Origin of the sequence: Colwellia sp. MT41, assembly GCF_001444365.1 — a bacterium.
GTDB classification, from domain to species: Bacteria; Pseudomonadota; Gammaproteobacteria; order Enterobacterales; family Alteromonadaceae; genus Colwellia; species Colwellia marinimaniae.
Genome location: NZ_CP013145.1, coordinates 3462348 through 3489083, shown reverse-complemented (window position 1 = coordinate 3489083; position 26736 = coordinate 3462348). Strand labels below are relative to the sequence as shown.

At 39.4% G+C, this 26736-nt stretch carries 22 protein-coding genes; 13 read left to right on the top strand and 9 right to left on the bottom strand.

The features are described from left to right. Window positions 1-147: 147 nt before the first annotated feature. Both sfsA and CMT41_RS14805 read right to left on the bottom strand, forming a co-directional pair. Window positions 148-861 carry a DNA/RNA nuclease SfsA gene (sfsA, locus tag CMT41_RS14810; RefSeq protein WP_058027708.1) on the bottom strand — a complete coding sequence of 238 codons (714 nt, stop codon included), beginning with the start codon at window positions 859-861 and terminating at the stop codon, window positions 148-150. Between the two features lie 63 nt (window positions 862-924). Further along, complete coding sequence (locus tag CMT41_RS14805; RefSeq protein ID WP_057182260.1) at window positions 925-1368, bottom strand: hypothetical protein; 444 nt, start codon at window positions 1366-1368, stop codon at window positions 925-927. A gap of 460 nt (window positions 1369-1828) precedes the next feature. Here CMT41_RS14805 and hrpB point away from each other — a divergent pair, with 460 nt between their 5' ends. Then, window positions 1829-4426 (top strand): ATP-dependent helicase HrpB, encoded by a 2598-nt coding sequence (gene hrpB / locus CMT41_RS14800; RefSeq protein ID WP_232299965.1) that lies wholly within the window; start codon window positions 1829-1831, stop codon window positions 4424-4426. Window positions 4427-4470: 44 nt separating this feature from the next. Then, window positions 4471-6780, top strand: a complete 2310-nt coding sequence (mrcB, locus tag CMT41_RS14795) for a penicillin-binding protein 1B (protein ID WP_058027707.1) — start codon at window positions 4471-4473, stop codon at window positions 6778-6780. 68 nt (window positions 6781-6848) lie between these two features. Here the strand turns inward: mrcB and CMT41_RS14790 are convergent, their stop codons facing one another. After that, on the bottom strand, window positions 6849-7193 hold the full coding sequence (locus tag CMT41_RS14790) for a DUF3718 domain-containing protein (RefSeq protein ID WP_057182256.1): 345 nt from the start codon (window positions 7191-7193) through the stop codon (window positions 6849-6851). 466 nt (window positions 7194-7659) lie between these two features. Between CMT41_RS14790 and CMT41_RS14785 the strand changes: the two genes are divergently transcribed. The 10 genes from CMT41_RS14785 (at window position 7660) to CMT41_RS14740 (ending at window position 18128) form a co-directional block, all read left to right on the top strand. Beyond that, window positions 7660-8022: a YebG family protein gene (locus tag CMT41_RS14785; protein WP_058027706.1), complete on the top strand. Its 363-nt coding sequence runs from the start codon at window positions 7660-7662 to the stop codon at window positions 8020-8022. A 45-nt stretch (window positions 8023-8067) separates the two neighbouring features. Beyond that, complete coding sequence (locus CMT41_RS14780) at window positions 8068-8823, top strand: M48 family metallopeptidase (RefSeq protein ID WP_058027705.1); 756 nt, start codon at window positions 8068-8070, stop codon at window positions 8821-8823. Window positions 8824-9605: 782 nt separating this feature from the next. Further along, window positions 9606-9971, top strand: a complete 366-nt coding sequence (locus CMT41_RS14775; protein WP_058027704.1) for a response regulator — start codon at window positions 9606-9608, stop codon at window positions 9969-9971. Further along, on the top strand, window positions 9968-10576 hold the full coding sequence (locus CMT41_RS14770; protein ID WP_057182249.1) for a hypothetical protein: 609 nt from the start codon (window positions 9968-9970) through the stop codon (window positions 10574-10576). The genes CMT41_RS14775 and CMT41_RS14770 overlap by 4 nt, the downstream gene beginning before the upstream one ends. 47 nt (window positions 10577-10623) lie before the next feature. After that, entirely contained in the window at window positions 10624-11592 is a 969-nt protein-coding gene (locus CMT41_RS14765) for a GGDEF domain-containing protein (protein ID WP_231733077.1), read from the top strand. 406 nt (window positions 11593-11998) lie between these two features. Continuing rightward, the gene (gene thrA, locus CMT41_RS14760) at window positions 11999-14476 is read left to right on the top strand and encodes a bifunctional aspartate kinase/homoserine dehydrogenase I (RefSeq protein WP_057182245.1); all 2478 of its coding nucleotides are present in this window, start codon (window positions 11999-12001) and stop codon (window positions 14474-14476) included. After that, entirely contained in the window at window positions 14476-15447 is a 972-nt protein-coding gene (thrB, locus tag CMT41_RS14755) for a homoserine kinase (protein WP_058027702.1), read from the top strand. Before thrA ends, thrB begins: the two co-directional genes overlap by 1 nt. A gap of 84 nt (window positions 15448-15531) precedes the next feature. Then, a complete protein-coding gene (thrC, locus tag CMT41_RS14750) occupies window positions 15532-16857 on the top strand; it encodes a threonine synthase (protein WP_058027701.1) in 1326 nt (441 codons plus the stop codon). Window positions 16858-17010: 153 nt separating this feature from the next. Further along, window positions 17011-17706 carry a uracil-DNA glycosylase gene (gene ung, locus CMT41_RS14745; protein WP_058027700.1) on the top strand — a complete coding sequence of 232 codons (696 nt, stop codon included), beginning with the start codon at window positions 17011-17013 and terminating at the stop codon, window positions 17704-17706. 119 nt (window positions 17707-17825) lie between these two features. Beyond that, entirely contained in the window at window positions 17826-18128 is a 303-nt protein-coding gene (locus tag CMT41_RS14740) for a hypothetical protein (protein WP_057182237.1), read from the top strand. A gap of 15 nt (window positions 18129-18143) precedes the next feature. Here the strand turns inward: CMT41_RS14740 and CMT41_RS14735 are convergent, their stop codons facing one another. The 3 genes from CMT41_RS14735 to CMT41_RS14725 all read right to left on the bottom strand — a co-directional run bounded on the left by CMT41_RS14735 (window position 18144) and on the right by CMT41_RS14725 (window position 21246). After that, window positions 18144-18740 (bottom strand): GNAT family N-acetyltransferase, encoded by a 597-nt coding sequence (locus tag CMT41_RS14735; RefSeq protein ID WP_083494306.1) that lies wholly within the window; start codon window positions 18738-18740, stop codon window positions 18144-18146. Between the two features lie 140 nt (window positions 18741-18880). Continuing rightward, entirely contained in the window at window positions 18881-19834 is a 954-nt protein-coding gene (locus tag CMT41_RS14730) for a D-2-hydroxyacid dehydrogenase (RefSeq protein WP_058027699.1), read from the bottom strand. A gap of 209 nt (window positions 19835-20043) precedes the next feature. Next, a complete protein-coding gene (locus tag CMT41_RS14725) occupies window positions 20044-21246 on the bottom strand; it encodes an NnrS family protein (RefSeq protein ID WP_058027698.1) in 1203 nt (400 codons plus the stop codon). 637 nt (window positions 21247-21883) lie between these two features. On the opposite strand from CMT41_RS14725, the gene CMT41_RS14720 reads away from it, so the two are divergent. Further along, window positions 21884-22558, top strand: coding sequence for an alpha/beta hydrolase (locus CMT41_RS14720; RefSeq protein WP_058028247.1), 675 nt, complete (start codon window positions 21884-21886; stop codon window positions 22556-22558). A 410-nt stretch (window positions 22559-22968) separates the two neighbouring features. On the opposite strand, the gene CMT41_RS14715 is transcribed toward CMT41_RS14720, so the two are convergent. From CMT41_RS14715 to CMT41_RS14705, 3 genes are all read right to left on the bottom strand, one after another. Next, complete coding sequence (locus tag CMT41_RS14715) at window positions 22969-24342, bottom strand: sigma 54-interacting transcriptional regulator (RefSeq protein ID WP_058027697.1); 1374 nt, start codon at window positions 24340-24342, stop codon at window positions 22969-22971. Between the two features lie 73 nt (window positions 24343-24415). Continuing rightward, the gene (locus tag CMT41_RS14710) at window positions 24416-25039 is read right to left on the bottom strand and encodes a hypothetical protein (RefSeq protein WP_058027696.1); all 624 of its coding nucleotides are present in this window, start codon (window positions 25037-25039) and stop codon (window positions 24416-24418) included. After that, the gene (locus tag CMT41_RS14705; RefSeq protein WP_058027695.1) at window positions 25036-26568 is read right to left on the bottom strand and encodes a sensor histidine kinase; all 1533 of its coding nucleotides are present in this window, start codon (window positions 26566-26568) and stop codon (window positions 25036-25038) included. Before CMT41_RS14705 ends, CMT41_RS14710 begins: the two co-directional genes overlap by 4 nt. Between the last annotated feature and the right edge of the window lie 168 nt (window positions 26569-26736).

The window sequence follows — 26736 nt, the reverse complement described above, 5'->3', positions numbered from 1 at the left end:
CGCTTATGATAAAAATCAACAAATTAGCTAAAATAAATTTATTTACCTAGTTTTATCAACTAGTTAATGGCAATGATAATTATTATTCTGTTATTTAAATATTTTGAGCAAGCTTTTTTAGCAAGTTTTACTAGCATGAGTCAATCATTATCGTGTAATAAAAGGAACTTTTTCATCTAAACTAATATTTAGCTCTCCTTTTTTGAGGGAAAACTCTGCTTTATAGGCTATTATTTCAACACCAGCTTGCTGGGCTTCTTTGAGTAATTTCGCATAAGTGGGGTCAACATGATCGGCCGCAGCAATGTCATTGATGCCAGTATGTAAAACAGCAAATAATAAAACAGCCCTATGCCCCTGCGCCACCATATCCATTAATTCACGTAAGTGTTTTTGACCACGGGTGGTAACTGCATCGGGAAAGTAGCCATGGCCACTTTCTAATAAGGTGACTGATTTCACTTCAATGTAGGTATCTGGGGCATCATTATAGCGGGCTAAGAAATCTATACGACTGTTTTCATTACCGTATTTAACTTCTCGCTGTAATAAATTAAAGCCGCTTAGCTCAGTAATCAAGTCTTTGTGCAGAGCCTCCTCTACCAACTGATTGGCGCGTAAGGTGTTTACACAAATAAAATGCTCATCTTTGCTTACCGTAATCTCCCAGCTAAAAGGATATTTACGTTTAGCGTTGGCTGACGTGCTATACCAGACGGTATCACCAGGCTCAGCACAACCTTTCATCGCACCGGTATTGGCACAATGTATAGTTGTTTGTTCACCATTGGTAAATTCAATATCGGCTAAAAATCGTTTATAACGCTTAATTAATTTGGCTGGTTGTAATTGAAGTAACATATTAAAATGAGCTAACTGGTTGTTTCGCTCATCATAACGTAGTTTATTGTTGGCAGAGTATTTTTAATTCACTCGCGTTCTTTTTTGTTGTTGGTTTTTTAATACCTTAGCTTGTTCAATAAAATCATTAAGCCAAGTTGCGGCACTTTCGCTCTCGCTAAAGACATGAAACTCTATTTGGCAGTCGTGGTAGATACGTTGTAATTGCATTTGTTGCATGTCGGCATAGGTGCTATTTAATATGACAACCGCAATAGCAATCATGCCTTTTTTTTGTCGATATTGTGTGGTTTCCCATAATTGCTGCTCAGCCTCAGGAGTAAAAATACTGTTACCACGAAAAGTTATTAATGAACCCCAGGGCTCACCAGTCATTTTTTCGGTGAGCAGTTTTATATCTTGGTGATATTGTGCCGCGGTCACTTCATTAAAGGGACCTTGTGCATCTACCAACATAATATTATCTTGCTGTTCAATAACATAACGTCCATGTGCTGAATATTCCATGTTATTCCTCTCTGATGATCTCTAATTAATTAAAGGCGGAGGTTTAGTAATAACAGCCTTTAAATACCTTGCCAAGTAAGCATATATAATTTTATTTGCAAGTTTTAATGAAAAATTATTGAGGTTTTTTGACCTTGTTTTATTTTAGATAAAAGTATGTAAATTGCAGCAAGGGGCGGTTAGCTAAGAAAACGACTCAATATAAGAGTAAAAGCTTGTTAGCAGAACCCTTTGGCCGGTATTGTTTACTCATTTAAAAAACTTAAATAAAGTCGGCAGATAAAGGCTCTGTGTTCAGTTGAGGTGATTTTTTATTTCCAGCCAAGGTGTTGCTCAAAATATTACTCTCATCTAAGGGCAATTGTTTTGCGGGTATTGCCACTTGTGCTAATTTTTTTCTTCCTCACTTTGGGGGCACAAGCTCTAACCAGCACATAAATGTGCTTATTGACTTAGTTCGATGGGATTATGCCCAGCAAGTAATAATTGCTATGATGATGACCATTTTCTTAATCATTTTATTTTACCGATGGCCGTATCTACTGCTTTACCCATAGAAGAAATTAAACAACAATTTTGCCAAACTCTTGAGCAGCAAAATACGCTGATATTATCGGCGCCACCAGGAGCTGGTAAGTCAACGTGTTTACCTTTATGGTTATTAACTTTGCCAAGCTTGGCAAATAAAAAAATTTATTTACTGCAACCCAGACGTTTAGCCGTTAAAAACATAGCCATTTTTTTAGCAAAGAAATTAGATGAAAAAGTAGGTGAAACCGTTGGTTATCGATTACGTAATGATAGTAAAACATCTAAAAATACTCGCCTTGAAGTGATCACTGAAGGAATATTAACCCAAATCATTCAAAATGATGCTGAGCTGTCAGGAACAGCATTAGTCATTTTTGATGAATTTCATGAGCGAAGTTTGCAAGGCGATTTAGCTTTTGCCCTCACCCGTGAAGTACAAACAGAGTTACGAGAGGATTTAAAAATACTGCTTATGTCGGCGACGCTAGACATTGAGTATTTAAGTAAAGCGTTACCTGATGCACACCTACTTAGCAGCGAAGGGCGAAGCTTTCCTGTTGAAGTAAGTTATCAAGCACCTAAGAGTCATTTGCGCTGGCGTGAGCATGCCTTGGCGGTTATTAAAGATAAAATGTTCAACCATGTTGGTTCAATATTGGTTTTTTTACCTGGCATCGCCGATATTCGTTTTTTAGTTGAGCGTTTAAGTGCTGAACAAGCCGAAGGGGTAAAGGTTTGTCCTTTATTTGGTGAGCAGAGTTTAAAGGAGCAACAACAAGCCATAGCACCGTGCGAAAATGGCCAGCGGAAAATTGTTTTAGCAACCAATATCGCGGAAACGTCCCTGACCATTGATGGCATTGATCTGGTTATTGATTGTGGCCTTGAAAAAGTCGCTATTTACGATAGTAGTAGTTTGATGAATAAGCTGATGCAAAAGCAAATAGCAAAAGCTTCAGCGGTGCAAAGAGCAGGGCGTGCCGGGCGCTTAATGCCAGGGCAGTGTATCCGCTTATATGGTAAAGATGATTTTGAGCGTAGGCCGCAACATAGTGTCAATGATATTCAACAAGCAGACCTATTACCGACGCTTATTGAAGCGGCACGTTGGGGCGTTGCTGCTTTAAAAGCATTACCCTTACTGGAGCTGCCCAGTAGCACTAAGGAGCAGCAAGCTTGGCAAGAATTACAAAGTTTAGCTATTGTCGATGGCAAAAATCTACTGACCAAACATGGCGATAAAGTATCAAAGTTACCTTGTCATCCACGTTTTGCACACATGATATTAATGGCAAAAAATCACGGCCAGCAAGCAACACACTTAGCTTGTTTAATCGCGGCATTACTTGAAGAACGTGATGTATTAGGGCCGCAGGCGCAATACGATTGTGATTTAAGCCATCGATTGCAATTACTGATTAAAGGCGGCAGTAATAAAAATCCATTATTAACACGGATTTTACAACAAGCCCATCGACTTGCTCAACAGGTGCAATTACGCTTTAGCATACACTCATTAGATTTAGCAAAAGCAGGTCTACTGCTTGCTTATGCTTACCCAGAAAGAGTGGCCAAGGCTCGTGGTAACCATGGCGACTATATCTGTGTTAACGGTAAAGGGGTTTCAGTTCATGAGCAAGACGCGTTAGCAAATGAAGACTTTATTGTGATTGCTCAAGCCATGCAGCGTGATAGTCAGCTCAATGTACGTTTAGCTAGCCATATTAGCTTGGTAGAGATTACTGAGGTTTTTTCCAAGCAAATTAAACAGCAAAATATAGCCAAATTTGATGGTAAGAGCGGTAGGATAATAACGCGACAGCAAATATTATTAGGCGCCATTGTGTTATCCGATCTGCCTTTAAAACAAGCAGTAACGTCGGAAAGCATTAGTGACATGTGGTGTGATCTAATCAGAAAAAAAGGCCTGGGTTTTTTACCTTGGCAGGGTAAAGATTTAGCACTAAGATCACGTTGGCAATGGTTAAATAAGTACTTTCCAGAATATAATTTAGCCCCTATCGATGACCATAACTTATTAGCTGAGCTAGCAATTTGGTTTGCTCCTTTTGTTGGTGATATAAAAACGAAAGCACAACTAGCTAAGCTAGACTTATCAGCAATGTTATTATCTTTACTTAACTATCAAGGGCAAAAAATATTAACACAAGCGGCGCCACCTGTTTATATTGGCCCCACTGGGCGTCACTGTCCCATTAGCTATGATTTGGAGCGTTCGCCAAAAGTTTCACTGCCTATGCAGGAGCTCTATGGCTTAACACAAACGCCGAATATAGGTGTTTTAGTGGGGGTAAATGAACAAAAACAAGGTATTCCGCTGTTATTAGAATTGCTTTCTCCTGCGCAACGCCCTATTCAAGTAACACAAGATTTAGTTAAATTTTGGTCTGGCAGTTATCAAGCAGTGCAAAAAGATATGAAAAGCCGTTATCCTAGGCATTATTGGCCGGACGATCCTGCCAATGCTAAGGCCACTAATAAAACTAAACGCCATATAAAAGAATAACCCGATTACATCACTAGGTTAAATAACTAAGCATATCGAAAATAATGTCAAAAAATAAAGTCAAAAAACGTAGTACCTCATCTGGGAAAAAAAGCTCAATATTAGCGCGAGTAAGCATCACCTTAGGTAAATTAATGATTGCCCTCATTTTTACCCTAGGGATTTTTTCAATTTATCTTGATGCAAAGATAAGAAAAACCTTCGAAGGGCAGCGCTGGCATGTGCCAGTGCAAGTTTATGGCCAACTACAAAAATTACAACTGGGGGAACGCGCCAACCTTGCCGAGCTAGCCGAGTCACTCATTATTAATGGCTATAACAAAGTCAATTATGTCACTAGAGTTGGGCAGTTTTCCTTATCTACCAATCAGTTGGAAATTTTTCAGCGTCCATTTGATTTTGTTGATAGCGTAAATCATGGGCAGCAATTAATGGTGGAAGTTGTCAGTGATATTGTGGTGGCCTTAAGTGTCGATCAACAAGCCGTGGCAGAGTTAACACTTGAGCCTCAGTTATTGGCGCGTTTAGTACCTGACAATAAGGAAGATCGTGTCCTAGTTGCCCTTGAAGAGGTGCCCAGTCAGCTAATCGATACCTTATTATTAATTGAAGACCGAGGTTTTTATCACCATCATGGGGTTTCACCGCTAGGTATTATTCGTGCTCTTATTAACAATATTCGAGCCGGGCGTACCGTACAAGGTGGTAGTACCTTAACCCAGCAGTTGGCGAAAAATATGTTTCTTAATCGAGAACGCACAATTTCTCGAAAAATTAAAGAAGCACTGATGGCGTTAATTTTAGAATTTAGGTACAGCAAAGACCAATTATTAGAAGCCTACATTAATGAAGTCTATTTAGGGCAAAATTATGCCAATGGTGTTTATGGTTTTGGTTTGGCCGCAAAGTTCTATTTTGGCAAAGCCATTAATGAATTAACCAATGCTCAAATGGCCTTATTGGTAGCGCAAGTTAAAGGGCCAAGTTACTACGATCCTTGGCGTCATCCTGAACGTGCGATAGAACGCCGTGATCTGGTGTTAAGGTTAATGTTTGAACAGCATTTATTATCACTGGTTGATTTTGAACAAGCGGCGGAGTCTTCTTTGTCTATTAGGCCTAATAGGCGTTTAGCTAAAAAAAATTATCCCGCGTATTTACAACTTGTTAATGCTGAGCTAAACCAGCACCTTTCAAGTTTTACCCAAAAATCAGGCATTAAAGTTTTTACCGGCTTCTCACATCGCAGTCAGCAGTTATTAGAACAAAGTGTTGCCCAGCAATTACCACGCTTAGAACGACAATATAAACAAAGCGGTTTAGAGGTGGCAATGGTCGTCACTGATATTGCTAGTGGCGAAATTAGAGCATTGGTTGGCGGTAGGGAAAGTGGCTATGCGGGTTTTAATCGTGCACTTAACGCGAAGCGACATATCGGCTCTTTAATTAAACCGGCGATTTATGCCGCGGCATTAGAGCGTTTCCATCAATATAATTTTGCCACTATTCTTGATGATAAGGCGATAACCTTAAAAAGTGGCTCAGGTAACAAGTGGCAGCCAAAAAATTATGATGGCAAATATCGAGGGCAAGTTTCATTAATTGAGGGCTTGGTATACTCCCTGAATATACCAACGATTAATCTTGGTATGAGCTTGGGTTTAGATAACGTTGCGGATGCTATTAAAACCTTAGGTTTTCAACATAAACTGCAAATGCGCCCATCGGTCTTATTAGGCGCAATTAATATGTCACCATTGGACGTTAACCAATTATATTTAACGATTGCGGCTAAAGGTTATGCTCAAAAGAGCCATACCATCACCAAAATCCTGTCTGCCAACAATGAAGTTTTATGGCAACAGCAGCAATTAAGTGAGCAGCGTTTATCGAGTAATACCGCTTATTTACTGGATTATGCCTTAACACAAGTTACTCAAATAGGCACTGCTAAGTCACTGACTTGGCGTTTGAATAATAACAAGGTCGCGGGGAAAACGGGTACCAGTAACGCCTTACGAGATAGTTGGTTTGTTGGCTATGATAACCGCCTCTTAGTCACTACCTGGTTAGGAAAAGATAATAACGCACCAACAGGATTAACAGGAAGTAGCGGTGCGCTAACGTTATTCGCAGATTTTATGAAAAAACAAGGCGTAGTCAATAGAATTTTAGAAAAACCGGCAGGTATAGTCGTCACGTTATTTGAACAACAAACGGGTAATGCTGTTACCGATGACTGCGCCAATACCGTGGTTTATCCTGCTGTTCGAGCAGGAATCATAACGTCCAAGCAATGTTTACAAGAAAAAGTAGATACGCGCTCTTGGTTTGAGAAGGTATTTGGTGACTAGGTAGGATATTAACAGTAAATATGAACGCTCAAGAATATCCTGTTGAGCGTTCTTATTTAGCCGTCACCTTAAAAGGTTACTTTAACTTTTGATAATGCAGCAACATCGGTAATACTGACATTACCAATACTTCTTTGCAGTCTAGCTGCTGTTTTATCAGCGCCATAACTTTCAGCAAAACTTATCACGTCTTGACCATTACACATTAATTTTAATGCGACGGTTTTAGTTTGTAAGCGATATCCTTTTGTGGTGCCTTTTAGTTTGATAATGCTGTTACTTTTCGCTGCTTTACAAACATCAATAAGGGCTTTTTCCATATAAGGTGACATTGCCGCTTGGCTAGGCAAACTGATAGCTAACAGGGGTAAAGCGGCAGCAAGAGCTACTAGGGTTTTTTTAATCGTAGTCATAATAATTCTCCAAAGTGTTTTTATAATTCGTTAGTGTTTTATATGCCTAGCAATGCAAGGCACAACATAATAGTGGACTGTTTTTAGCTAAAAGTTGTAACCATTCGCCCAGATAATGTAAGCAAAAACCAAGGGTTTAATGATGGAAATTTGCTAAGTGATTGATTGCTTGTTTATTCAACAATATTCCTTGTATAGTACTGACATTAATCTTTACATTTTGTGATTTTTTGACATACGAAACTTGCTGTAGGTGTGATTAAACTCACGGTAATTGACCCAGGCTAGCGACTATTGTCTTGTTAAAAAGACTATCGACTGTTTTTATATACAGTTGTTATTGCTACTGTGTTATTGTGGTTAAATAAAATAATCTGGATAGACGTTAATTTAATGTACTTGGCATTAATTTAGTAACGATGTAGCGAGCCTTTATTGAGCTCAAATTTAGGAATGGGGAAAACTAATGGCAGTTGAAAGTCGGTTTGTAGTGATTAGAAACGGGGTAGAGGCGAAAACATTTATGGATAAAAAATCAGCAGATGAATATGACAAAATGTTGGACATGGCTGATAACTTAAGCCAAATGTTCTCTCAATCACCGGTAGAGTTAAGTGATAGTGTCAATGAAGAATTAAGCATTTATTTTGCGCAACATAGAGATGAGGTACTTGTCGCCTTATTGGCTAAAAAACCGACTAAAGCCGTTAGCAACGCCAGTGAAAAAGTAGCGACTACGCCCATTGCTGAGGTGATTGATGCCAATGCAGATAAAAAAAATACCGTTAAAGCTAAAAAAAGTAAAACTAAAGCAAGCACAACCGAGTAAAATGATGTCAGTTAATCAATGATAAGGTGTTGTGGTTAGTCTTCTATGCTTGAATATCAACTTATCCGTAGTAAGCGTAGAAAGACACTTAGCTTACAAGTTAAGTATGGTCGGGTGACTGTACGTGCGCCTTATTATGTTAAATTAGCTTTTATTGATACTTTTATCCAAGAAAAGTCCGCTTGGTTACAAGTAAAGTTAATTGAGCAGCAAAAGCTAGTAAATTTTTGTGACTTTAGCCAAGGCTCAAGTTTGCTTTTTTTAGGTGAGCCAGTAAGCCTTAATATATATCAAGCAAAAAAGGCGCAGGTCTTTTTTAGTGATAACTTAGCAACTGACGCGGATTTATTAAGCGGGCAGCCGTTAGCGCCCAGACAACTTAATGTTGTTATTAGCCATAGAGTCAACGCTAAACTAACGGGGACTCGAGCAATAACTACCCAGGTAAAAAAACAACTGGAAGGTTATTTTAAGCAACAAGCTGAAAACCTTATCATTCAGCGTCTTGACGTTATAAGTGAGCAAACGGCTTTAATTCCAACAAAAGTTAATATTCGCCAATATCGTGCTCGGTGGGGCAGTTGTAATAATCGAGGAGAAGTTAGCTTTAATTACTTGTTAATGATGGCACCGGTATTTGTCATTGATTATGTTATTGTCCATGAATTATGCCACTTAACATTTCTTGATCACTCTAAAGGCTTTTGGCAATTGGTTGAGCAACACTGTCCTAATTATCAACAACCCAGGCAATGGCTTAGCCATCATCAATCACAACTATACTGGCAAAACCCTGCGTAAATAAGACAAAATAGCTAAAGATCTGTGATCTTTGTGACAAACTTAGACAAATAACCAGCCTTTAACTACACTCTTTTGCACCGCCATAAATTATAATTTGTTCACTAACTATCTTTACACTTTTTATTTAAATTTGAAAAGGCCTTGTGATGAAAATTAATTTACCTAGTATTAAACATAGTATTAAAATTATTACAGTTTATAGCAGCTCAGCAATGTTTTCTCTTGCTTGTGCATCATTTCTTATTGGCGGTTAGTCTAAAACTGACGCTAAGATGTCTACATATTCCAGCAGCGCTTGATAGCGCTTAATTTCATTAGCTGCTCATGCTAGCTTAAAATGCTTGTTTCAGGATAGCAGAGCGATCCATGATCAAGGCGCCTCTTTTATTAAGGGTCGTTCAGGAGAATATGCTCCTGCATTCTCTATTAAGCTGCATTATCCATGCAGGGTTCTTAATGAACTAGGCAATGAATAAGCATTATTTGTTCAGTCATCCCCGTAGAGCTGGTTTATAAACGCTTTATGCAGCGTTATTGACTTCGACAATAGAATAACTATTCTCTTTAATCAATGCCTGCCTAAAGTCGTTTCAAATTCCAGCTGAATCCTGTATTTTGCAGTAACATGGGTATTTATACCCTTACGTTATCCTGCTAATTTTACCCTTATTGACTCGGTAGCCTAAATAAAAGCAATTGTTTATTAACAATTGCTTATTTTTAGGGTAAATTATCGCTAACAAAATAAATAATATAATATAATTAAGGTCCTTTCCTGTATGAGTCCGTCTGTACTAATTTGTGATGATTCTAATATGGCTAGAAAGCAAGTGCTTAGAAGCTTACCCGAGCAATGGAAAAATTCAGTTCAAACGGCAAGCAATGGCGCTGAAGCCTTAAGTATTTTGCGTGATAACAGTGTTGAAGTACTCTTTCTTGATCTCACTATGCCGGGTATTGATGGCATTGGTGTCTTGCAAGGTATTCAAAAATTAAAGCTAAACTGCAGTGTTTTTGTCATATCTGCTGATATCCAACCCGAAATGCAAGCTAAGGTGAAAGCCTTGGGGGCAAAGGAGTTTATGCGCAAGCCAGTCAAAGCAGATGTTTTACTCAATCATTTGCAACAGCATGGTCTTTTATGAGTGAATTTCACCTAACTGAAGATCAGCAAGACTGTCTGCAAGAGCTTATTAATATTGCTATGGGTCAAGCAAGTGACCAACTTGCTCGCTATCTGGACACCTTTGTTTATTTGAAAGTGCCCAGCATTGAAAGCGTTGATGCAAAAGATTTAATACAAACTCTGAGTCAGCAGCAAAATACCATGGCCATAGTGAGTCAAGGTTTCTTTGGCTATGAAGGTATACGTGGTGAGGCTCTGCTTGCTTATCAAGAAGAAGATTCAGGTCGAATTGCTGATTTACTCGGTTATGAGCCTGATGAGTTATCACAAGATGAACAATTAATTGATATTAGTTCTATTTTAACAACGACATTTTTGAATGTATTTGCTCGGCAAATAGATAACCAAATGTCTTATAATGCCCCTAAATTATTGCCAATGGTGCAAAATAGTTTATTAGACCATTTACAGCAAATGACCTTTAATTGGGACGTAGCGTTAAAAATAAATATAAATTATCAAGTCACTGATTATTCTTTTAATTGCAATATGATCTTATTGATCCCTGAAACGGCAATATTAAATATCAAAAAGGTGCTTGACCGGATCTTGGCAGACTTCTGATGTTAAACCCTAATGCATTAACTCACCTAAAGAGCACAGGGGAACCTATGTTAACTGAGCCAATGCTTAAACAAATCAATAGCCAAATTGCCAACCAGTTAAATACCGGGGTTTTGGTGATTGATGATGAATTTAATATTGTGATGTGGAATCGTTTTCTGCAAGTACATACCGATAAAGCTACTGCAAATATAATAGGTCAATCGATATTTACTATTTTCCCCGAACTGCCTGAGCGCTGGTTAACCCGAAAGCTGACCTCAGTTTTACAATTAAATAGCCCCAGTTTTTGTTCTTGGCAACAAAGACATCACTTATTCGAATTGCCTCATACTCGCCCAATCACCACAGATAGTGAGTTTATGGCACAAAATTGTACTTTTCTACCGATAGAAACCGATTGTGCACAAAAGCATATCTGTATCTTGATCGAGGATGTAACCGATGTTTGCCATTATCAAGGTCAGTTACAAAAGACCCTAGAAGAGCTGGCTCAAATGAGCCGTATTGATGGTTTAACTCAAATATATAATCGTAGACATTGGCAAGAATCACTGGCTCAAGAGTATGCAAAATCACGCCGACATAATAAAAAATTATCGCTGATTATGCTTGATTTAGATCACTTCAAATTACTCAATGATAATTATGGTCATCAATGTGGCGATATGGTATTAACCGAAATCAGTGCCTTAGTCAGCTCTTTATTAAGGGTTGAAGACACCTTTGGTCGTTATGGTGGTGAAGAGTTCGCTATTATTTTACCAGAAACACATTTAGCTGGCGCGATGGAGCTTGGCCAACGTATTTGTACTAGTATCGCCACCGCATCTTTAAATTATAATGGTGTGGCTATCAAGGTAACGGTGAGCTTGGGCGTTGCCGAGCTAAGTGACGATGACTCTCGTTATGAAGAGTTGATCACGCAAGCCGACTTAGCTTTATATCAAGCGAAAGGTCAGGGGCGAAATAAAGTATGTAGTGCCGCTTTCGTCACTAGTTTTCCTTTGGCTTAAGCTTAATTTAGGCCGCAGCTAGATGTTTTATGCAAAATTTAAGCTAAAAATAAATTTTTATGCATAAAATATAACCTTTATGCATAATTTATAATTTTTTATTTAATATTTTTTGTTATTAAAGATTGACAGAGATCATAACTTAAGGCACTTTAAGGTTATGAAAATAAACAACAGCCACATTACTATTATGCTTATTATTATTACCACCACCACCCTCATTAGGGTGGCGGTCGCTGGCTAACGTGTAAAAAAGTTAAATTTTATCGAAGCCCGTGACCTGAAAAGGTTACGGGCTTTTTTTATGCTTACGATGAAGAGCTTTAACTCTAATGTCAATTGACTGTTTATAGCCAAGCTGACAACAGAGCTAGCTACTTCATTATTTCTTTACAAAGGACAAAACATGCGTGTACTTAAATTTGGTGGCTCATCATTAGCTTCGGCTGAGCGCTTTCGCCAAGTTGCCGATATTATTAAAGAGCAAAGTCAATCGTCCAAACTTGCGATAGTAGTCTCTGCACCACAAGGTGTTACCAATCACTTAGTTGCCATGGCTGAAAATATTAGCGATGAAGCAAAAATGGTAACTGACTTAGGTCACTTTAAACGCGCAATAACCACCATTATTGATGACTTATCCGCAAGTATTACTAATTTTAATAACCAACATTGTCAGCAAGCATTAACTAATTATGAAAAGCAATTGGAACGCTATATGCGAGGGGCGACCTTACTAAACTATTGTCCTGATCATATCCGTGCTCGTATTATTAGTACGGGGGAGCGGTTAAGCGTAGCAATTCTTGATGCCGTCCTACAAGCTTATGGTTTACAAGTTTCGCTATTAGCACCTGAAAAATTTCTATTTACCAATAATTCATCACTGAATGCCGTGGCAGATTTAGTCTTATCGAAAGAAAAATTTGCCAGTGAATACCATGAATTGAATCAAGTGGCTTTAATGCCTGGCTTTATTGGCGTCTATGCTGACATTAATAATGGCCTACCACAAATAACGACATTAGGGCGTAATGGCTCTGATTATTCGGCTGCTGTGTTAGCCGTTTGTGCTCAAGCTGAGTGTTGTGAGATTTGGACCGATGTCGATGGTATCTATAACGCCGATCCTCGCTATATAAAAGAAGCTAAATTACTGGATAATTTGTCTTATCAAGAAGCCATGGAGCTGTCTTATTTTGGTGCCAGTGTGTTACATCCAAAAACAATAGGCCCTATCGCGCAATACCATATTCCTTGTTTAATTAAGAACACCAGTAATCCAAGTGCACCAGGGACGTTAATTTCTAATAAAAATAATCCACAAAAACGGGTAAAAGCAATTTCTAACCTTGATAACTTAACCATGGTCAATGTCTCTGGCCCTGGCATGAAAGGTATGGTCGGCATGGCGAGTCGTGTCTTTGCTACCATGAGTAGAGAAAATATCTCTCTGGTTATGATAAGTCAGTCCTCTAGTGAATATAGTATTAGCTTTTGTATTTATTCTAGAGATGCCGAACTTGCCAAACATAGCTTAGAAGATGAATTTGAATTAGAGCTTTTAAATGGTTTACTTGAACCGTTATCGTTAAAAGGTGAACTATCTATCGTCTCACTTGTGGGCGATGGTATGCATCACCAACGCGGCGTTGCCGCTAAATTCTTTAGCTCATTAGCACAAGCGCGAGTCAATGTGATTGCTATAGCGCAAGACTCTTCCGAGCGTAGTATTTCTGTTGTGGTGGAACAGCGAAAATGCATGGATGCCATGAAGGTAAGTCATCAGAATTTCTTTTCTCACCAGCGCACCATTGATGTCTTTCTCGTCGGCTGTGGTGTTGTTGGTAGTGAGCTTATCGCGCAAATATCTCGTCAACAAGCGAGTTTGAAAAAGCAAAATATCGTCTTGAAAGTCTATGGTATTGCCAATTCTAAAGGCATGGTATTTGACCAAGACGGTATTGATTTAAATAATTGGCAAGCAGCAGTTGCCCAAGCAGGGCCACCACTAGCCGTTAATGTTGAGAACCTGAAAACGTTTGTTCGTGATAATCATTTGATAAATCCGGTCTTTGTTGATTCAACGTCTAATGAAGCATTAGCCATGAGTTATGTAGATTATTTATCGGCAGGCTTTCATGTGGTTACCCCCAATAAAAAGGCTAATACTGATTCATGGGAGTATTACCAAAAGCTGCGCACTACTGCGCAGAGAACGAACCGCCGTTTCTTATATGAAACCACGGTAGGTGCTGGCTTACCTGTTATTGATACCTTGCAGAATTTAATCAAAGCAGGTGATGAACTACAACGTTTTGAAGGGGTATTATCAGGTTCATTATCTTATATATTTGGTAAGCTTGAAGAGGGCATGTCGTTATCAGAGGCTACCGCTATTGCCAAGGAAAATGGTTTTACCGAGCCAGATCCGCGTGATGATTTAAGTGGACTGGATGTCGCACGTAAACTATTAATTATAGCCCGTGAAGCAGGTATGCCCTTAGAGTTATCTGATATCACAATAGAATCAGTATTACCTAGTGATTTTGATGATAGTGGTAATGTCAGTGAGTTTATGGCTAACTTAAGCAAACTGGATAGTGGCTTTGCCGAGCGTGTAGCCAGTGCTAAAACGTCAGGTAAAGTACTACGTTACATCGGCAATATAGTGGCTGGAAAATGCCAAGTATCAATCGAAGCCGTTGGTATTGAACACCCCTTATATGGCATTAAAGACGGGGAAAATGCTTTAGCTATACATAGTCGATATTACCAACCGTTACCGTTTGTTTTACGTGGTTACGGCGCAGGCGCAGCAGTAACTGCCGCCGGTATTTTTGGTGATTTATTAAGAACTTTAACTTGGGAACAACAACACTAATGTCTATTCATAACACCAGTATTTCGGTATTTGCACCTGCCTCTATAGGTAATCTTAGTGTCGGTTTTGATGTATTAGGGCTCGCAGTAAAACCAATAGATGGCACCTTATTAGGCGATGTGGTTACCGTATCGGCGACAACAGCAGCCAACAGCTTAACGGTTAAGGGTGAATTTGCCGCTAAGCTGCCTAGTAAGAAAGAAGATAATATTGTTTGGTCATGTTTATTAATTTTTAATGAGCAATTACTCAAGGCTGAGCAAAGCCCTGTTTTTGTTGCGCTAACCTTAGATAAAAAAATGCCAGTTGGCAGTGGTTTAGGCTCAAGTGCCTGTTCTGTTGTTGCTGCACTGGTAGCATTAAATACTTTTTATGCAAAATATCAGGGTTTTAGCTTTGCTAAAAATGTTTTATTAAAAATGACTGGGCAAATGGAAGCTAAAATTAGTGGCAGCATACATTACGACAATGTTGCACCTTGTTATTTAGGTGGCTTGCAATTAATGGTTCCCGATGAAAACGTCATTTCGCGCCTTTTACCAAGCTTTGATGATTGCTTCTATGTTATGGCCTATCCAGGCATTGCCGTATCAACTAAAGCGGCCAGGGATGTTTTACCTACTGAATATAGTCGTAGTGACTTGATCAGTTTTGGTCAAAATTTAGCAACCTTTGTCGATGCCTGTCATCGTCAAGATAAGAGCCAAGCTTTTGCGGTACTAACCGATGTCGTTGCTGAGCCTTATCGCACAGATTTGTTACCAAGGTATCAAGTATCTCGCGACTATTTGACCGCACAAGGCGCCTTAGCTGTTGGCATTTCAGGCTCAGGGCCAACACTATTTTGTGTTTGTGATAGCGAACAACAAGCGCAGAAATTTGCTCTATGGTTACAAGATAATTATTTACAAACCGCACTAGGCTTTGTCCACGTATGTAAAGTAGATAATGTTGGTGCAACTGAGCTTTAGCTTAGGTATTAAAAAACGATTGGCATTAATCATATCTAAATAGTAAAGCTAAACAATTTAGTAAACAGATTATTAGGAATGACAGTGAAATATTATAATTTAAAAGAAAATGACGAACAGGTAAGTTTCGCACAAGCGGTAAAACAAGGATTAGGTAAAAATCAGGGCTTATTTTTCCCAACTGCTATACCTAAATTTGATAATATTGAAGAACTGCTGGCACTACCTTTAGTTGAGCGTAGTGTTAAAATTCTACAACCTTTTGTTGGCGATGACTTAAGCAAGAATGAATTAACTGACATCATTACGGATGCTTTTAATTTCCCGGCTTTATTACAGCCTATTAGCCCTGAACGGGCAGTTTTAGAGTTATTCCATGGTCCGACATTAGCGTTTAAAGACTTTGGCGCGCGCTTTATGGCGAAATGCTTACAAGTATTTGTTGCCAAAGATGTAAAAGCAAGTGGTAAAATTAAGCCTTTAACCATTTTAACGGCGACCTCAGGTGATACTGGTGCGGCCGTTGCTCATGCTTTTCACGGGATTGATAACATTCGTGTGGTTATTATGTACCCCAAGGGGAAAATCAGTTTACTGCAAGAGAAGATGTTTACTACCCTAGGCGGTAATATTGAAACATTAGCGATTGATGGTGATTTTGATGATTGTCAGAGGTTAGTTAAGCAATCATTTGATGATACAGAATTGGCTAATATCATTGGTTTAAACTCCGCCAACTCCATTAATATTAGTCGACTGATAGCGCAAGTGTGTTATTACTTTGAAGCAGTAGCGCAATTATCACGAGTAAAAAGTGATTTAAGCAATATCGTCTTCTCTATTCCAAGTGGCAACTTTGGTAACCTAACAGCTGGCTTATTTGCCAAGGCTATGGGCTTGCCGATAAAGCGCTTTATTGCCGCAACCAATGTTAATGATACTGTGCCTCGTTACCTTAAAACAGGGCAATGGACGGTGAATAAAACGGTGGCTACCATTTCAAATGCGATGGATGTCAGTAACCCGAATAACTGGCCACGTGTTGAACATATGCTGAAAAGCGGTATTGTTGAACAGGGCTGTGTTAGCTCAGTATCTATCGATGAAGAGCAAACCCAGTCTGCGGTCATTCAGTTAAGTAAACTGGGTTATATTACTGAGCCCCATGCAGCTATCGCCTATAAAGCTCTACAATACAATGCAGAGGATGGGGAGTTTGGCGTGTTTTTAGGCACAGCTCATCCGGCGAAATTTAAAGAAATTGTTGAAAGTATTCTTGGACAACCTATAAGTTTACCAAAAGAGTTGGCTGCTTGTGTCGGCGAGCCTATTTTATCGGAAGATCTGTCGGCGAATTTTAGTGATTTACGCAGCTACCTGTTAAGTAAGTCAAGCTGTACAGTCGCTTAGCAACTTACTTGCAAATTTTTAGTCTCATTACTTAAGGTATAATACTAAGGTAAAATATAAAAGCTATCGCCTCGGTGATGGCTTTTTTACTTTTAAGGTAGCAATTGTAAAACTTTAGCTGTTAAAGTGAAGGTTAACTTTCTAGGAAAAATCATGATCAAACCCCAATGGCAGCAGTTAGTTAACCGTGAAGCGAAGCAAGAGTACTTTCAAAACTTAGTGACAGAAATAGCCAAACAAAGAACCGCTGAAATTGCCATTTACCCAGCAGAAAAGCATGTTTTTAACGCCTTTAAGTACGTTGATTTAGCGGATGTTAAAGTGCTTATTCTTGGTCAGGATCCTTATCACGGCAAAGGTCAAGCCCATGGTTTAGCCTTTTCCGTACCCGTAGGGATTAAAGTGCCACCATCACTGGTTAACATCTATAAAGAATTGTCGACGGATATCAAGGGTTTTACTACGCCCACACATGGTTGTTTAACGCATTGGGCTAAGCAAGGAGTGTTATTACTGAATACCGTGTTAACCGTACAGCAGGCTAATGCTCATTCACATGCAAAGCTAGGCTGGGAAACCTTTACGCAGCAAGTTATTGAGGAATTAAATAACCATAATAAGGGCTGTGTTTTTATTCTTTGGGGCGCACATGCCCACAAAAAAGGAAAAAACATCAACCAGGAAAAGCATTTAGTGTTAGCGGGTCCACACCCTTCACCACTGTCGGCCTATCGAGGTTTTTATGGTTGTCAGCATTTCTCCAAAACAAATGTATGGTTAACTCATCGCAAGGTTAGCGCGATTAATTGGCAGCTACCGATGAATACTTCACCTGATGACAACGAATGACGGCTAACAATATTATTAATCATTGCTTAAGTTATCGCGGAGCGCTAACAACTTTCTAATTGAAGTGAGTCTGCTATATTTTAGGTAGCCGTTATTTAATCGCACCAGCAGGAATAATAATGAATGTAAGTTTTATCCAATTTGATGAGTCAGCTGTCGTTATACTGAACGTATTAGCGCAACACTTTCCTACACCGACAGAAATTGGCTTTAATGATATTTTTCCCGATATCGAGAGTGATGTCGATAAACGCTCAGCTCATATTGGCACGCTAGCTTTTTTACGTCATGAGGATGTTATTGCCCATGATGTCGGTAGCGCCTCATCCTTTATTCTAACTCGAAAAGGTTTAGCGCTATTTAATGAAGATATTTTTAAGCATTTAAAAGAGCAGCTTAATGATGATGAAAATACTATTTAACTGCATCAATAAAAGCTAATCACTAAGTGAGCCTTTATTGTCAAAGTGAATGATCATCTCAGCGGCTTCACAATGACAATCATGACCACATAAAATGCACTGATAGCCTTGTTTACTTTCTTCATGCCATCTATCAGGGTGAGACTTTATCAGTTTTCCACCGCATTTAGTGAAATAGGCTACGGCACTATTATTAGGGCTTTGTTGCCATAAATGACTTATACCCGCGAGCGCGCCTTGCTGTTTTGCGGCTTCAATGGCAAGTTGCAGTAGTTGTTTGCCAATGCCTAAGCCGCGGTGTTTTTCATCGACGGTATTGCATTTAAAGTAACAACACTTTTGCGGGTCTACTTGCCATAACGTTGGGCTACACCAATGATCTATTGGCCACTGATTGGCTGAATAGGTACTACGAAAGCCAATAAGCTTATTATCGAGCAAGGCAACAAAACTACAGTTAATTGTGTTAACTATGCCTTTATTAGTCCATTGACTTAGTTTGTCATTATCCAAATAACCCTTACCGTGCACTTGATTCGCCAGGGTGATAACTTGTGAAAAATATGCTGAGGTTAACGGCACATAGCGAATAGTATTTTTTTGATTAGTCATGGAATTTCTTAAGGCACTTAATTGCTTATACCAGACCTAAGATAGCAAAGTTGCGAGCAAGTTGCAGCTAGGTATTTATGTCAGTGCACGAAGGTTGCAACACAAATTTCAGTTAAAATATCAGCGTTCAGTGAGTTAACTTAGTCTAAACGGTTTAAACGCTGACCTTGTTTAAAGGCGATAATATTATTCGCTAATAAATTAATCAGACGCTGCTGAGCTTCAATACTTGCCCAGGCAATATGAGCGGTGATTTTCAAGTTTGCTAACTTACTCTTAAGCAAGGGGTGCGCTACTGGCGGAGGTTCTTGCCTTAAAACATCTAAAATAGCATAGGCTATCTCTTTATTTTTTAAGGCGTTTAGTAACGCTACCTCATCAACCAATGCGCCGCGGGCCGTATTGACTAGTACTGCGGTGTTTTTCATCCGTGATAAAACGCTAGCATCAATAAGGTTTTCTGTTTCAGCAGTTTGTGGGCAATGTAAACTAATAATGTCCGCTTGCTCTATTACCTGCGCAAAAGCAACTCGACCTGCTCGAACGGTTGTTGTCTTGGGTCGCTCACTAATAAGCACTTGCATATTAAATGCTTGCGCAATCGCGGCAACGGCTTTACCTAAATTTCCGTAACCAATAATACCGAGTGTTTTACCGGCCAATTCACTAAAACCATTGCCGTGATAGCAAAAAGCATCGCTTGTTGACCATAAACCTTGTCTAGTATTGTTATTATGATGGTTGGTTTGCTGATAACACTCGAGTAACTGAGCAAAAACATATTGTGCAACGGATTGCCCTGCGTAACCACTGACATTGCTCACGGCTATATTTAAACGCTTGGCGGCATTAATATCAACATTGTTATAACCCGTTGCACTGATACAAATTAGCCGTAATTTCGGTAAGTCTGCTAAGATTTCTGCGTTTAAGGGTACTTTATTAGTAATAATAATCTCAGCATCATGGCAACGGCTGATGACCTCAGTCGCTGAGGTTGTGGCATAACAGCTTAATTCAGTTAATTGTTGCTCAATGATAGAAAAATCAAGGGTTGAACTAAAGGTTTGTTTATCTAAAAATACCGCGCGCATGATTGTACTCAAAGGTTTAGGGGGTTAGTTATCTTGTCTAGCTGACTGTAAATACAATAAGCCAGCGAGTACATTTAATACTAGCTGGCTTATTTAGTGAAGCTTTAGTTAGGCTTAACTTAAGTTTGGTTAGTTTTCGTTAGTTTTCGTTAGATTTTGCTAGGTTTTAGCACACTAAAAGCTAGCATGTTAACTGCAGACAACGAACATTACCCTGGGCGACCATCTTTTCTTGCGCTTATTAACATCGGCGCATAGCCGACAATAAAAATAGCAAAGGCGCCAATCCATAAACCGCCACTGATATCAATAAAGAGTAACGTTTTCTCGGGTAGTCCCCAAGGGCCAAAAGTACGCACCAAGGCCGCTAAACTAATTAAAATAAAAGCAATGGACATCGATTTTGGTGGCGTTAGCGGGCGGCCAGTATGACCTAAAGAAACTCGGGCAATCATCGCTAAAATCAAACCACCCATGCCGCCAATAGTAAGTAAATGCCAAATATGCTTGCTTGGTACCTCAGGCAGTAAATAACTCAAGCCTAAGAGCAGTAAACCAAAACAGATGAATTTCATCGCGGTATGTAGAGACCATAACAGGGGCACGTTTAAGGTGAGCCAAGGTCGCCATCTTAACCAACGTATGGTTTGCAAGATGCCGGCAATAATGAGTAAAACACCAAAAAATCGTCCCGAAAAACCAATGACGGGCTGTAATAGCAAACTGAACATGGCAATCGCTAAACTACCATTGGCCGCTTTATCTAACCAAGGTAGTGGTGTTACTTTGGGTGTTTTTGTACCGTTTGCGGTGAACATAGGCGCAACACGACCCGCCATTACCGACATTAAAAATGTCACTAACATTACCCCAGCATAACCAGCAAAAGCAATGTTGAAGCTGGTTGGATAATATAGTGCTAAGTGCATCTCTGTGTTAGCCAAGGTGAATAATGCTAATAGCGGTACGAAAAACAAATTACGGTACTGTTTGATGGCAATAATAGGTTTTGCCAAGACAAAAGCAACGGTGGGCAGAAAGGCTAGGTCAATTAAGCTGCTCAAGTTTTCGCCCAGTAACTCAGGTACTATGAGCAAGATACGTCCAGCTAACCAAAGTAGCCATAGGGCTAATAGGGTGTTTCCTTGAGCGCCTCGTGCGCCGGTCCAGTTTTGCACTGCTGTTAATAAAAATCCGGCAATGATGGCACCGCCGAAGCCAAAAATCATTTCATGAATATGCCACCAATAGCCGCCACCTAATGGGGATAGGCTGATGGTACCCTGATACATTAATAACCAAAGAGTAACGGCAAAAACGCTAAAGAGAGCACCGCTCAGAAAAAATGGTCGAAAGCCTAAGCGTAATAGTGGCGGTATTTTTTGTTCGGTTTTTAAGTCGGTGATTTGCATCGGATGTGTGCCTTATATACAGCTAAGATGATTACGACAGTAGGGTAATGAATGATGGTAATGAATAGTAAAAGCGGATGCCCGGAATAGATCAATGAAAAGTGCATTACTTACGTTAATTTTCAGGGGGCTAAATAAATACAGGGAGGATGGATAAATTTAAGGCTGACTCTAAAATTTTCAACTTAAGCTAGTGAGTGTTGAGAGCTTAAGCTGCTGCACAAATTATATTGTTCACCGCTGATAGCATCTGCAGCAGAGCAACTCACTGTTAGCGGTAGTGGCTAAGCAAGGTTTAGGGCTGTGCAAAGCACCTGATTATGTACTTAGCAATGATGATTTTAAAAATGACGTACTAAGAAATAATGCCTTCAATAGTGACTTGCTAAAGAATAATGGTCAAGGGCAGAGCTGACAACGCTTATCATTGAGCCATGAGCATATCGCCCAGCGTTTAAGTGTTCTTTATCAGAGTCGTAATATTGCCAGTAAAAGCTGGACATTTTTTAATTACTTTCAAAGTAATGTCGGCAGATTATGGTAAAAATAGTGTAATTTCATGCTGCTTTTTTGCCACAAGGACTAACGGTTGCTATGATATGACATCTTTTTATTAATGAACAAAACATTGAATTTTATGCCAACAATGCCACTTGAACGAATTACCATCGAACCGAAATCTCCAGCAACCTCCTGTGTCATCTGGCTACATGGTCTGGGCGACTCTGGAGCAGGTTTTGCTCCTATTGTGCCGGTATTAGCTTTGCCAGAAAATCACGGTATTCGCTTTATTTTTCCCCATGCACCAGAGCAGCCAGTAACGATTAACCAAGGCTCTGTTATGCGCTCTTGGTATGATATTAAAAGTATGGATTTACATAATCGCGCTGATATGGCCGGTGTACTTGAGTCGGAAAAACGAGTACAGGCCTTAATCCAAGAACAAATTGATTTGGGCATAGCCTCGAAAAATATTGTCTTAGCTGGTTTTAGCCAAGGTGGTGTATTGAGTTTATTTACCGGTTTACGTTTTGAGCAAAGCTTAGCCGGTATCTTGGCATTATCTTGTTATTTACCGACCGCGGATAAACTTCCCGAGCAATGTCATCCCGCCAATTTAGCGACCCCTATTTTGCAAAATCATGGCGAGCGAGATAATGTTGTCCCTTTGAGTGCTGGTAAAATGGCAAATGCATTGCTAAACGCAGCCCAATATAAGGTGACTTGGCAAACTTACCCCATGGAGCATTCGGTATTACCCGAGCAGCTGACAGATATTTCAGCTTGGTTACAAGAGCGGCTACTTGCTTGATAGTTAATATGTCGACCTTAGTATGAAAATAGGCGAGTTTAAAAGGCTTACCTGCGGCGTTATTGATTTTGACAATAACGCAGCCCGGATGTAGCTTATTCGATAATGCAGACGGTACAGGAGTACCTTGTTAGATAATGCAGACGGTACAGGAAGTACCTTATTAGATAATGCAGGAGCAAATTATCCAGAGTAATTATCCTGAGAAAATTATCCTGAGAAAATTATCCTGAGAAAATTATCCTCATTAACTATTCTCTGCCATCAATGCCTGCCTCTTAGCCTTCTAGGTCTCGCAGCGTAGGAAGAAACTTACTTGAATTGCTTTAAGTGACACTGGCCTAGTGTCACTTACTGATTAAACTGCGCCCCGCTTATGTATTTGCTAGCCAATTGTTTAGTCACCTTGCTTAATCTACACGGTATGAGCCAGCAACTATGTGATGACGATTTAGCAATTTATAAAACTCGGTACGATTACGTTGAGCAATTCGCGCCGCTTGTGAAACATTACCTGCGGTAATCTTTAATAATTTTGCTAAATAATCTCGCTCAAAATGATCACGTGCTTGCTGAAAAGACGGAAATTGAGTGGCATCATCACGCAAGGCATTCTTTACTAGACCGGCACTAATAACGTTTTCACTTGATAAGGCGACACTTTGCTCAACCACATTTTGCAGTTGTCTGATGTTACCTGGCCAAGGGGCACTAATTAGCAATTCCATGGCTTCTTGGCTGATGCTTTTTATCGGCATATTGGAACGAGCAACGGCTTGGTTTAAGAAGTATTGTACTAATAAGGGAATATCTTCCCGTCGCTGTACTAGGGGAGGTAATTCCAACTCAACAACATTGAGTCGGTAATATAAATCTTCTCTAAAGGTTTTGTCTTTAATCGCTTTGACTAAATTAACATGGGTGGCCGAAATGATACGCACATCGACTTTTATCGCTTGAGTACTTCCGACTGGCCTTACTTCTCTTTCTTGTAACACTCGCAGTAGCTTTACCTGAAAGCTTAATGGCATATCGCCAATTTCATCCAAAAATAAAGTACCGCCATGGGTTGCTTGAAATAAGCCTTGATGATTGCGAACGGCGCCAGTAAAGGCGCCTTTAACGTGGCCAAATAATTCAGACTCTAGCAGTTGCTCAGGAATCGCCGCACAGTTTATCGCGGTGAAAACTTGGTCTTTTCTGTTACTGGCTTGATGAATTGCTTTGGCTAGTAGCTCCTTGCCGGTACCACTTTGGCTATGGATAAGCACACTGAAATCACTAGTGGCTACTTGTTTAGCTTGTTGTAATAGCGAGGTCATCACAGTGCTACGACTAATAATATTATTGCGCCAACGCTCTGTTTCACAGGTTTTTTCACCACTTGATGGTTGTAAACGTATGGCTTTCTCAACGGTTTCTAGTAATTCTTGGCTTTCAAAAGGCTTAGTTAAAAAACTAAATACCCCTTGTTTCGTGGCGTTAATTGCATCCGGAATTGTGCCATGGGCAGTCATTATCACTACCGGCATATTCGGGTGTTGTACTCTAATTTGCTCGAATAAAGCCATGCCATCCATGCCATCCATACGCAAATCGCTAATGACCACTTGTGGAATGAAATGTTGCAATGTCCCTAACGCTATTTTGGCATTGGCGGCAGACTCAACGTTATAGCCGGCAGCGGATAGGCGAATACTGAGTAAACGTAATAGACTAGGATCATCGTCTACGATAAGAATTTTGGCAGAGTACTGGGTAACTGTTTGAGTGTTTATGCTCATAAATTTCTCTCTTAGGGGGCATAGCAAACGGATTAATTCTCGTTAAGTGAGCTCTCAGTTAAGCCGATTGGTCTTAGCCACGTTCATTAATATTTTGCTCTATTTGTTTGAGTAGCATTAGTTGTTGGTTAACATGGTTTAGTTGGTTATTTAATTGCTTAATCTCTGCGTGATGTTCATCGCTCTGCTGAGAAAACTTTTTACTAGAGCGGGCCTGTTTTTCCAATAAATATAACTGAGTATTTAGTTGATCTCTAAGTAACATGGTAAAGGCTACATTTTCTTTACTCATATTATTGCTGGCTAATAAATGTTCATTAAGTAGTCGTTTGGCTTTATAGGGTTGATGCAGTGGCGTATTGGCTAAACTATAAATTAAAATAAGCTTACCTTGGCTAAAGTTGACACCCTTTAACGGCTGATTTATTAAAACGTGCTGCTTTTGCTCTTCTGTCAAAACCTCTTGCTTGTTTAAGGTTTTTAACCATAAATAATACTGGCTATAATTGACGCCATCATTAGTCTTAGTGGCTGGCGGGGGCATTTGGCAAGCGCTGGCTAAGCTGGCTAAGAGGATAATTAGCCCCATCGATAGATATGGTCTAATCCAGCGAGGCGAGCCAGTGCTATATTTTACCGCTTTCGAGGTGATGAAAGTGCTAAGTATTTGTACCTTAAGGTTGTTGCTGTTCATCATTCATTATCTACTTGTGTATTAGGCAAGGTGATGGTGACACAGGCACCACTTTGAGTGGCGGTGTTTAGATTTTCTGCCGAGGTGATTTTTATACTGCCATTTAGGCGCAGTAATAGCTCTTTAACTATGGTAAGGCCTAAGCCACTGCCTTTTATTTGGCTGTTTTCTGGTGCTTGGCCTTGATAAAAGGCATCAAATACTTTGTCGGTAAGTGATAACTCTATCCCTGGGCCTTGGTCAATAATATTAATGGTTAAGCACTCCTTGCTACTGCTATACGTTATGGTGATATTACCGTTTATCGGTGAATACTTTATCGCATTCGACAAAATATTATCTAAAATTACACTCAGTTGTTTACTATTACTGTAAATAAAACTGGGCTTGTTAGTACACTTTAAGGTTAAACATTTTGACTTAATGTCGAGCTTTCTTACGTGGCAAACGTCGCTTATTAGCTGCGCTAGGTTTATTTTTTCTAAGCCATGTAAGCTGGTTGAATCTAGGACGATATTAAAATCGAGTAAATCTTCAATTAAACGTTGTAAACGATTAACACTGGCGCGAATAATAGCGCAAATTTCTTGTTGTTCCTCATTGAGTGGGCCAACGCTATTATCATAGATAAGTTCGCTGCCTTCTCGGATCGCCGCGAGTGGAGTTTTTAATTCATGGGATATATGGCGAATAAAACTCGATTTTTGTAATTCTAAGGAATGTAGACGTTGCCGCATGTTCTCTAAAGCATCGGCTATTGCTCTTATTTCGGCAGGACCATGCAAGCTAATTTCTTGTTCAAAATCACCTTGCTCTAGTCGTTTTATTTTATCAGTGAGCCGTTTTAATGGTGTGGTAATGAGGATAATGAACACACCTGCTATCAATAGTGTCAGAGGAATAATATATAAGCGCGCAAGAATATTATTGTTAATTTTTTCTGTGGTGCGGTGTATATCTAATACTTGCTGATTAATGACAACGTTGCTGCGTTGTTCTAGTTCTTTATTAATGAGGTGTAACCGCTTGAATTCTAATTGAATTTGATTTAACGATAGTGAAATTGCGCCAGCGCTATTTATCAAGGTATATATCCTCTCATTCTCAATTTTTAAGGCATTTAATAGCTCCTTTAATGCGATATCTTGCTGCATTAACATTGCTTCTTGAATGATGGCGGCTAATGATTTTTGCTGGCGTTGAAAGACGGTATGTAATTCATCATCTTTAAGCACTATATATTGACTGGCATAACGCTCAACTTTAGCAATGGTGTCATCAAGGCGACTATTGAGTTGGGTTAATTGTGCAACATGATATATAGCACTGGTACTTTGCTTGGCTAGTTGACTGACCTTATTTGCACTAAAAAGTAAAGCCATCACTAGAGGCATAGCAACAAAGGTAAAGCCAAGCAAGGTTAGCTTATTGATGGAAACATTATTAAGTAATGACTGACTAAAAAGATAAAACGACAGCAGCAGCTTATTTAGTCTCGCTTTACTTTTTCTGAGGTTGTTAAGGTTTGCCATGAAATTTTAGCCTGAACTCTACTGCAGTGAATCGAACTGTAGCTACTTTGTCTGAAAAATTAAGCAAAAACAAGGGTGTCTTTATTTTGAGACAGTTATGTATAGCTAAATTTCATTGTGTAAACCCTTGTAAATGCTTGGTTAATCATACTATGTGCATTGTAATTA

What these genes read in the sequence shown, in the direction of transcription:
- CMT41_RS14785 (WP_058027706.1), top strand. Translation starts at nt 7,660, where the DNA reads ATGGCAGTTGAAAGTCGGTTTGTAGTGATTAGAAACGGGGTAGAGGCG.
- CMT41_RS14770 (WP_057182249.1), top strand. Translation starts at nt 9,968, where the DNA reads ATGAGTGAATTTCACCTAACTGAAGATCAGCAAGACTGTCTGCAAGAG.
- thrA (WP_057182245.1), top strand. Translation starts at nt 11,999, where the DNA reads ATGCGTGTACTTAAATTTGGTGGCTCATCATTAGCTTCGGCTGAGCGC.
- hrpB (WP_232299965.1), top strand. Translation starts at nt 1,829, where the DNA reads ATGGGATTATGCCCAGCAAGTAATAATTGCTATGATGATGACCATTTT.
- CMT41_RS14725 (WP_058027698.1), bottom strand. Translation starts at nt 21,246, where the DNA reads ATGCAAATCACCGACTTAAAAACCGAACAAAAAATACCGCCACTATTA.
- CMT41_RS14805 (WP_057182260.1), bottom strand. Translation starts at nt 1,368, where the DNA reads ATGGAATATTCAGCACATGGACGTTATGTTATTGAACAGCAAGATAAT.
- ung (WP_058027700.1), top strand. Translation starts at nt 17,011, where the DNA reads ATGATCAAACCCCAATGGCAGCAGTTAGTTAACCGTGAAGCGAAGCAA.
- CMT41_RS14715 (WP_058027697.1), bottom strand. Translation starts at nt 24,342, where the DNA reads ATGAGCATAAACACTCAAACAGTTACCCAGTACTCTGCCAAAATTCTT.
- thrB (WP_058027702.1), top strand. Translation starts at nt 14,476, where the DNA reads ATGTCTATTCATAACACCAGTATTTCGGTATTTGCACCTGCCTCTATA.
- CMT41_RS14705 (WP_058027695.1), bottom strand. Translation starts at nt 26,568, where the DNA reads ATGGCAAACCTTAACAACCTCAGAAAAAGTAAAGCGAGACTAAATAAG.
- CMT41_RS14740 (WP_057182237.1), top strand. Translation starts at nt 17,826, where the DNA reads ATGAATGTAAGTTTTATCCAATTTGATGAGTCAGCTGTCGTTATACTG.
- mrcB (WP_058027707.1), top strand. Translation starts at nt 4,471, where the DNA reads ATGTCAAAAAATAAAGTCAAAAAACGTAGTACCTCATCTGGGAAAAAA.
- CMT41_RS14720 (WP_058028247.1), top strand. Translation starts at nt 21,884, where the DNA reads ATGCCAACAATGCCACTTGAACGAATTACCATCGAACCGAAATCTCCA.
- CMT41_RS14775 (WP_058027704.1), top strand. Translation starts at nt 9,606, where the DNA reads ATGAGTCCGTCTGTACTAATTTGTGATGATTCTAATATGGCTAGAAAG.
- CMT41_RS14730 (WP_058027699.1), bottom strand. Translation starts at nt 19,834, where the DNA reads ATGCGCGCGGTATTTTTAGATAAACAAACCTTTAGTTCAACCCTTGAT.
- CMT41_RS14790 (WP_057182256.1), bottom strand. Translation starts at nt 7,193, where the DNA reads ATGACTACGATTAAAAAAACCCTAGTAGCTCTTGCTGCCGCTTTACCC.
- CMT41_RS14765 (WP_231733077.1), top strand. Translation starts at nt 10,624, where the DNA reads ATGTTAACTGAGCCAATGCTTAAACAAATCAATAGCCAAATTGCCAAC.
- CMT41_RS14735 (WP_083494306.1), bottom strand. Translation starts at nt 18,740, where the DNA reads ATGACTAATCAAAAAAATACTATTCGCTATGTGCCGTTAACCTCAGCA.
- sfsA (WP_058027708.1), bottom strand. Translation starts at nt 861, where the DNA reads ATGTTACTTCAATTACAACCAGCCAAATTAATTAAGCGTTATAAACGA.
- CMT41_RS14710 (WP_058027696.1), bottom strand. Translation starts at nt 25,039, where the DNA reads ATGATGAACAGCAACAACCTTAAGGTACAAATACTTAGCACTTTCATC.
- CMT41_RS14780 (WP_058027705.1), top strand. Translation starts at nt 8,068, where the DNA reads ATGCTTGAATATCAACTTATCCGTAGTAAGCGTAGAAAGACACTTAGC.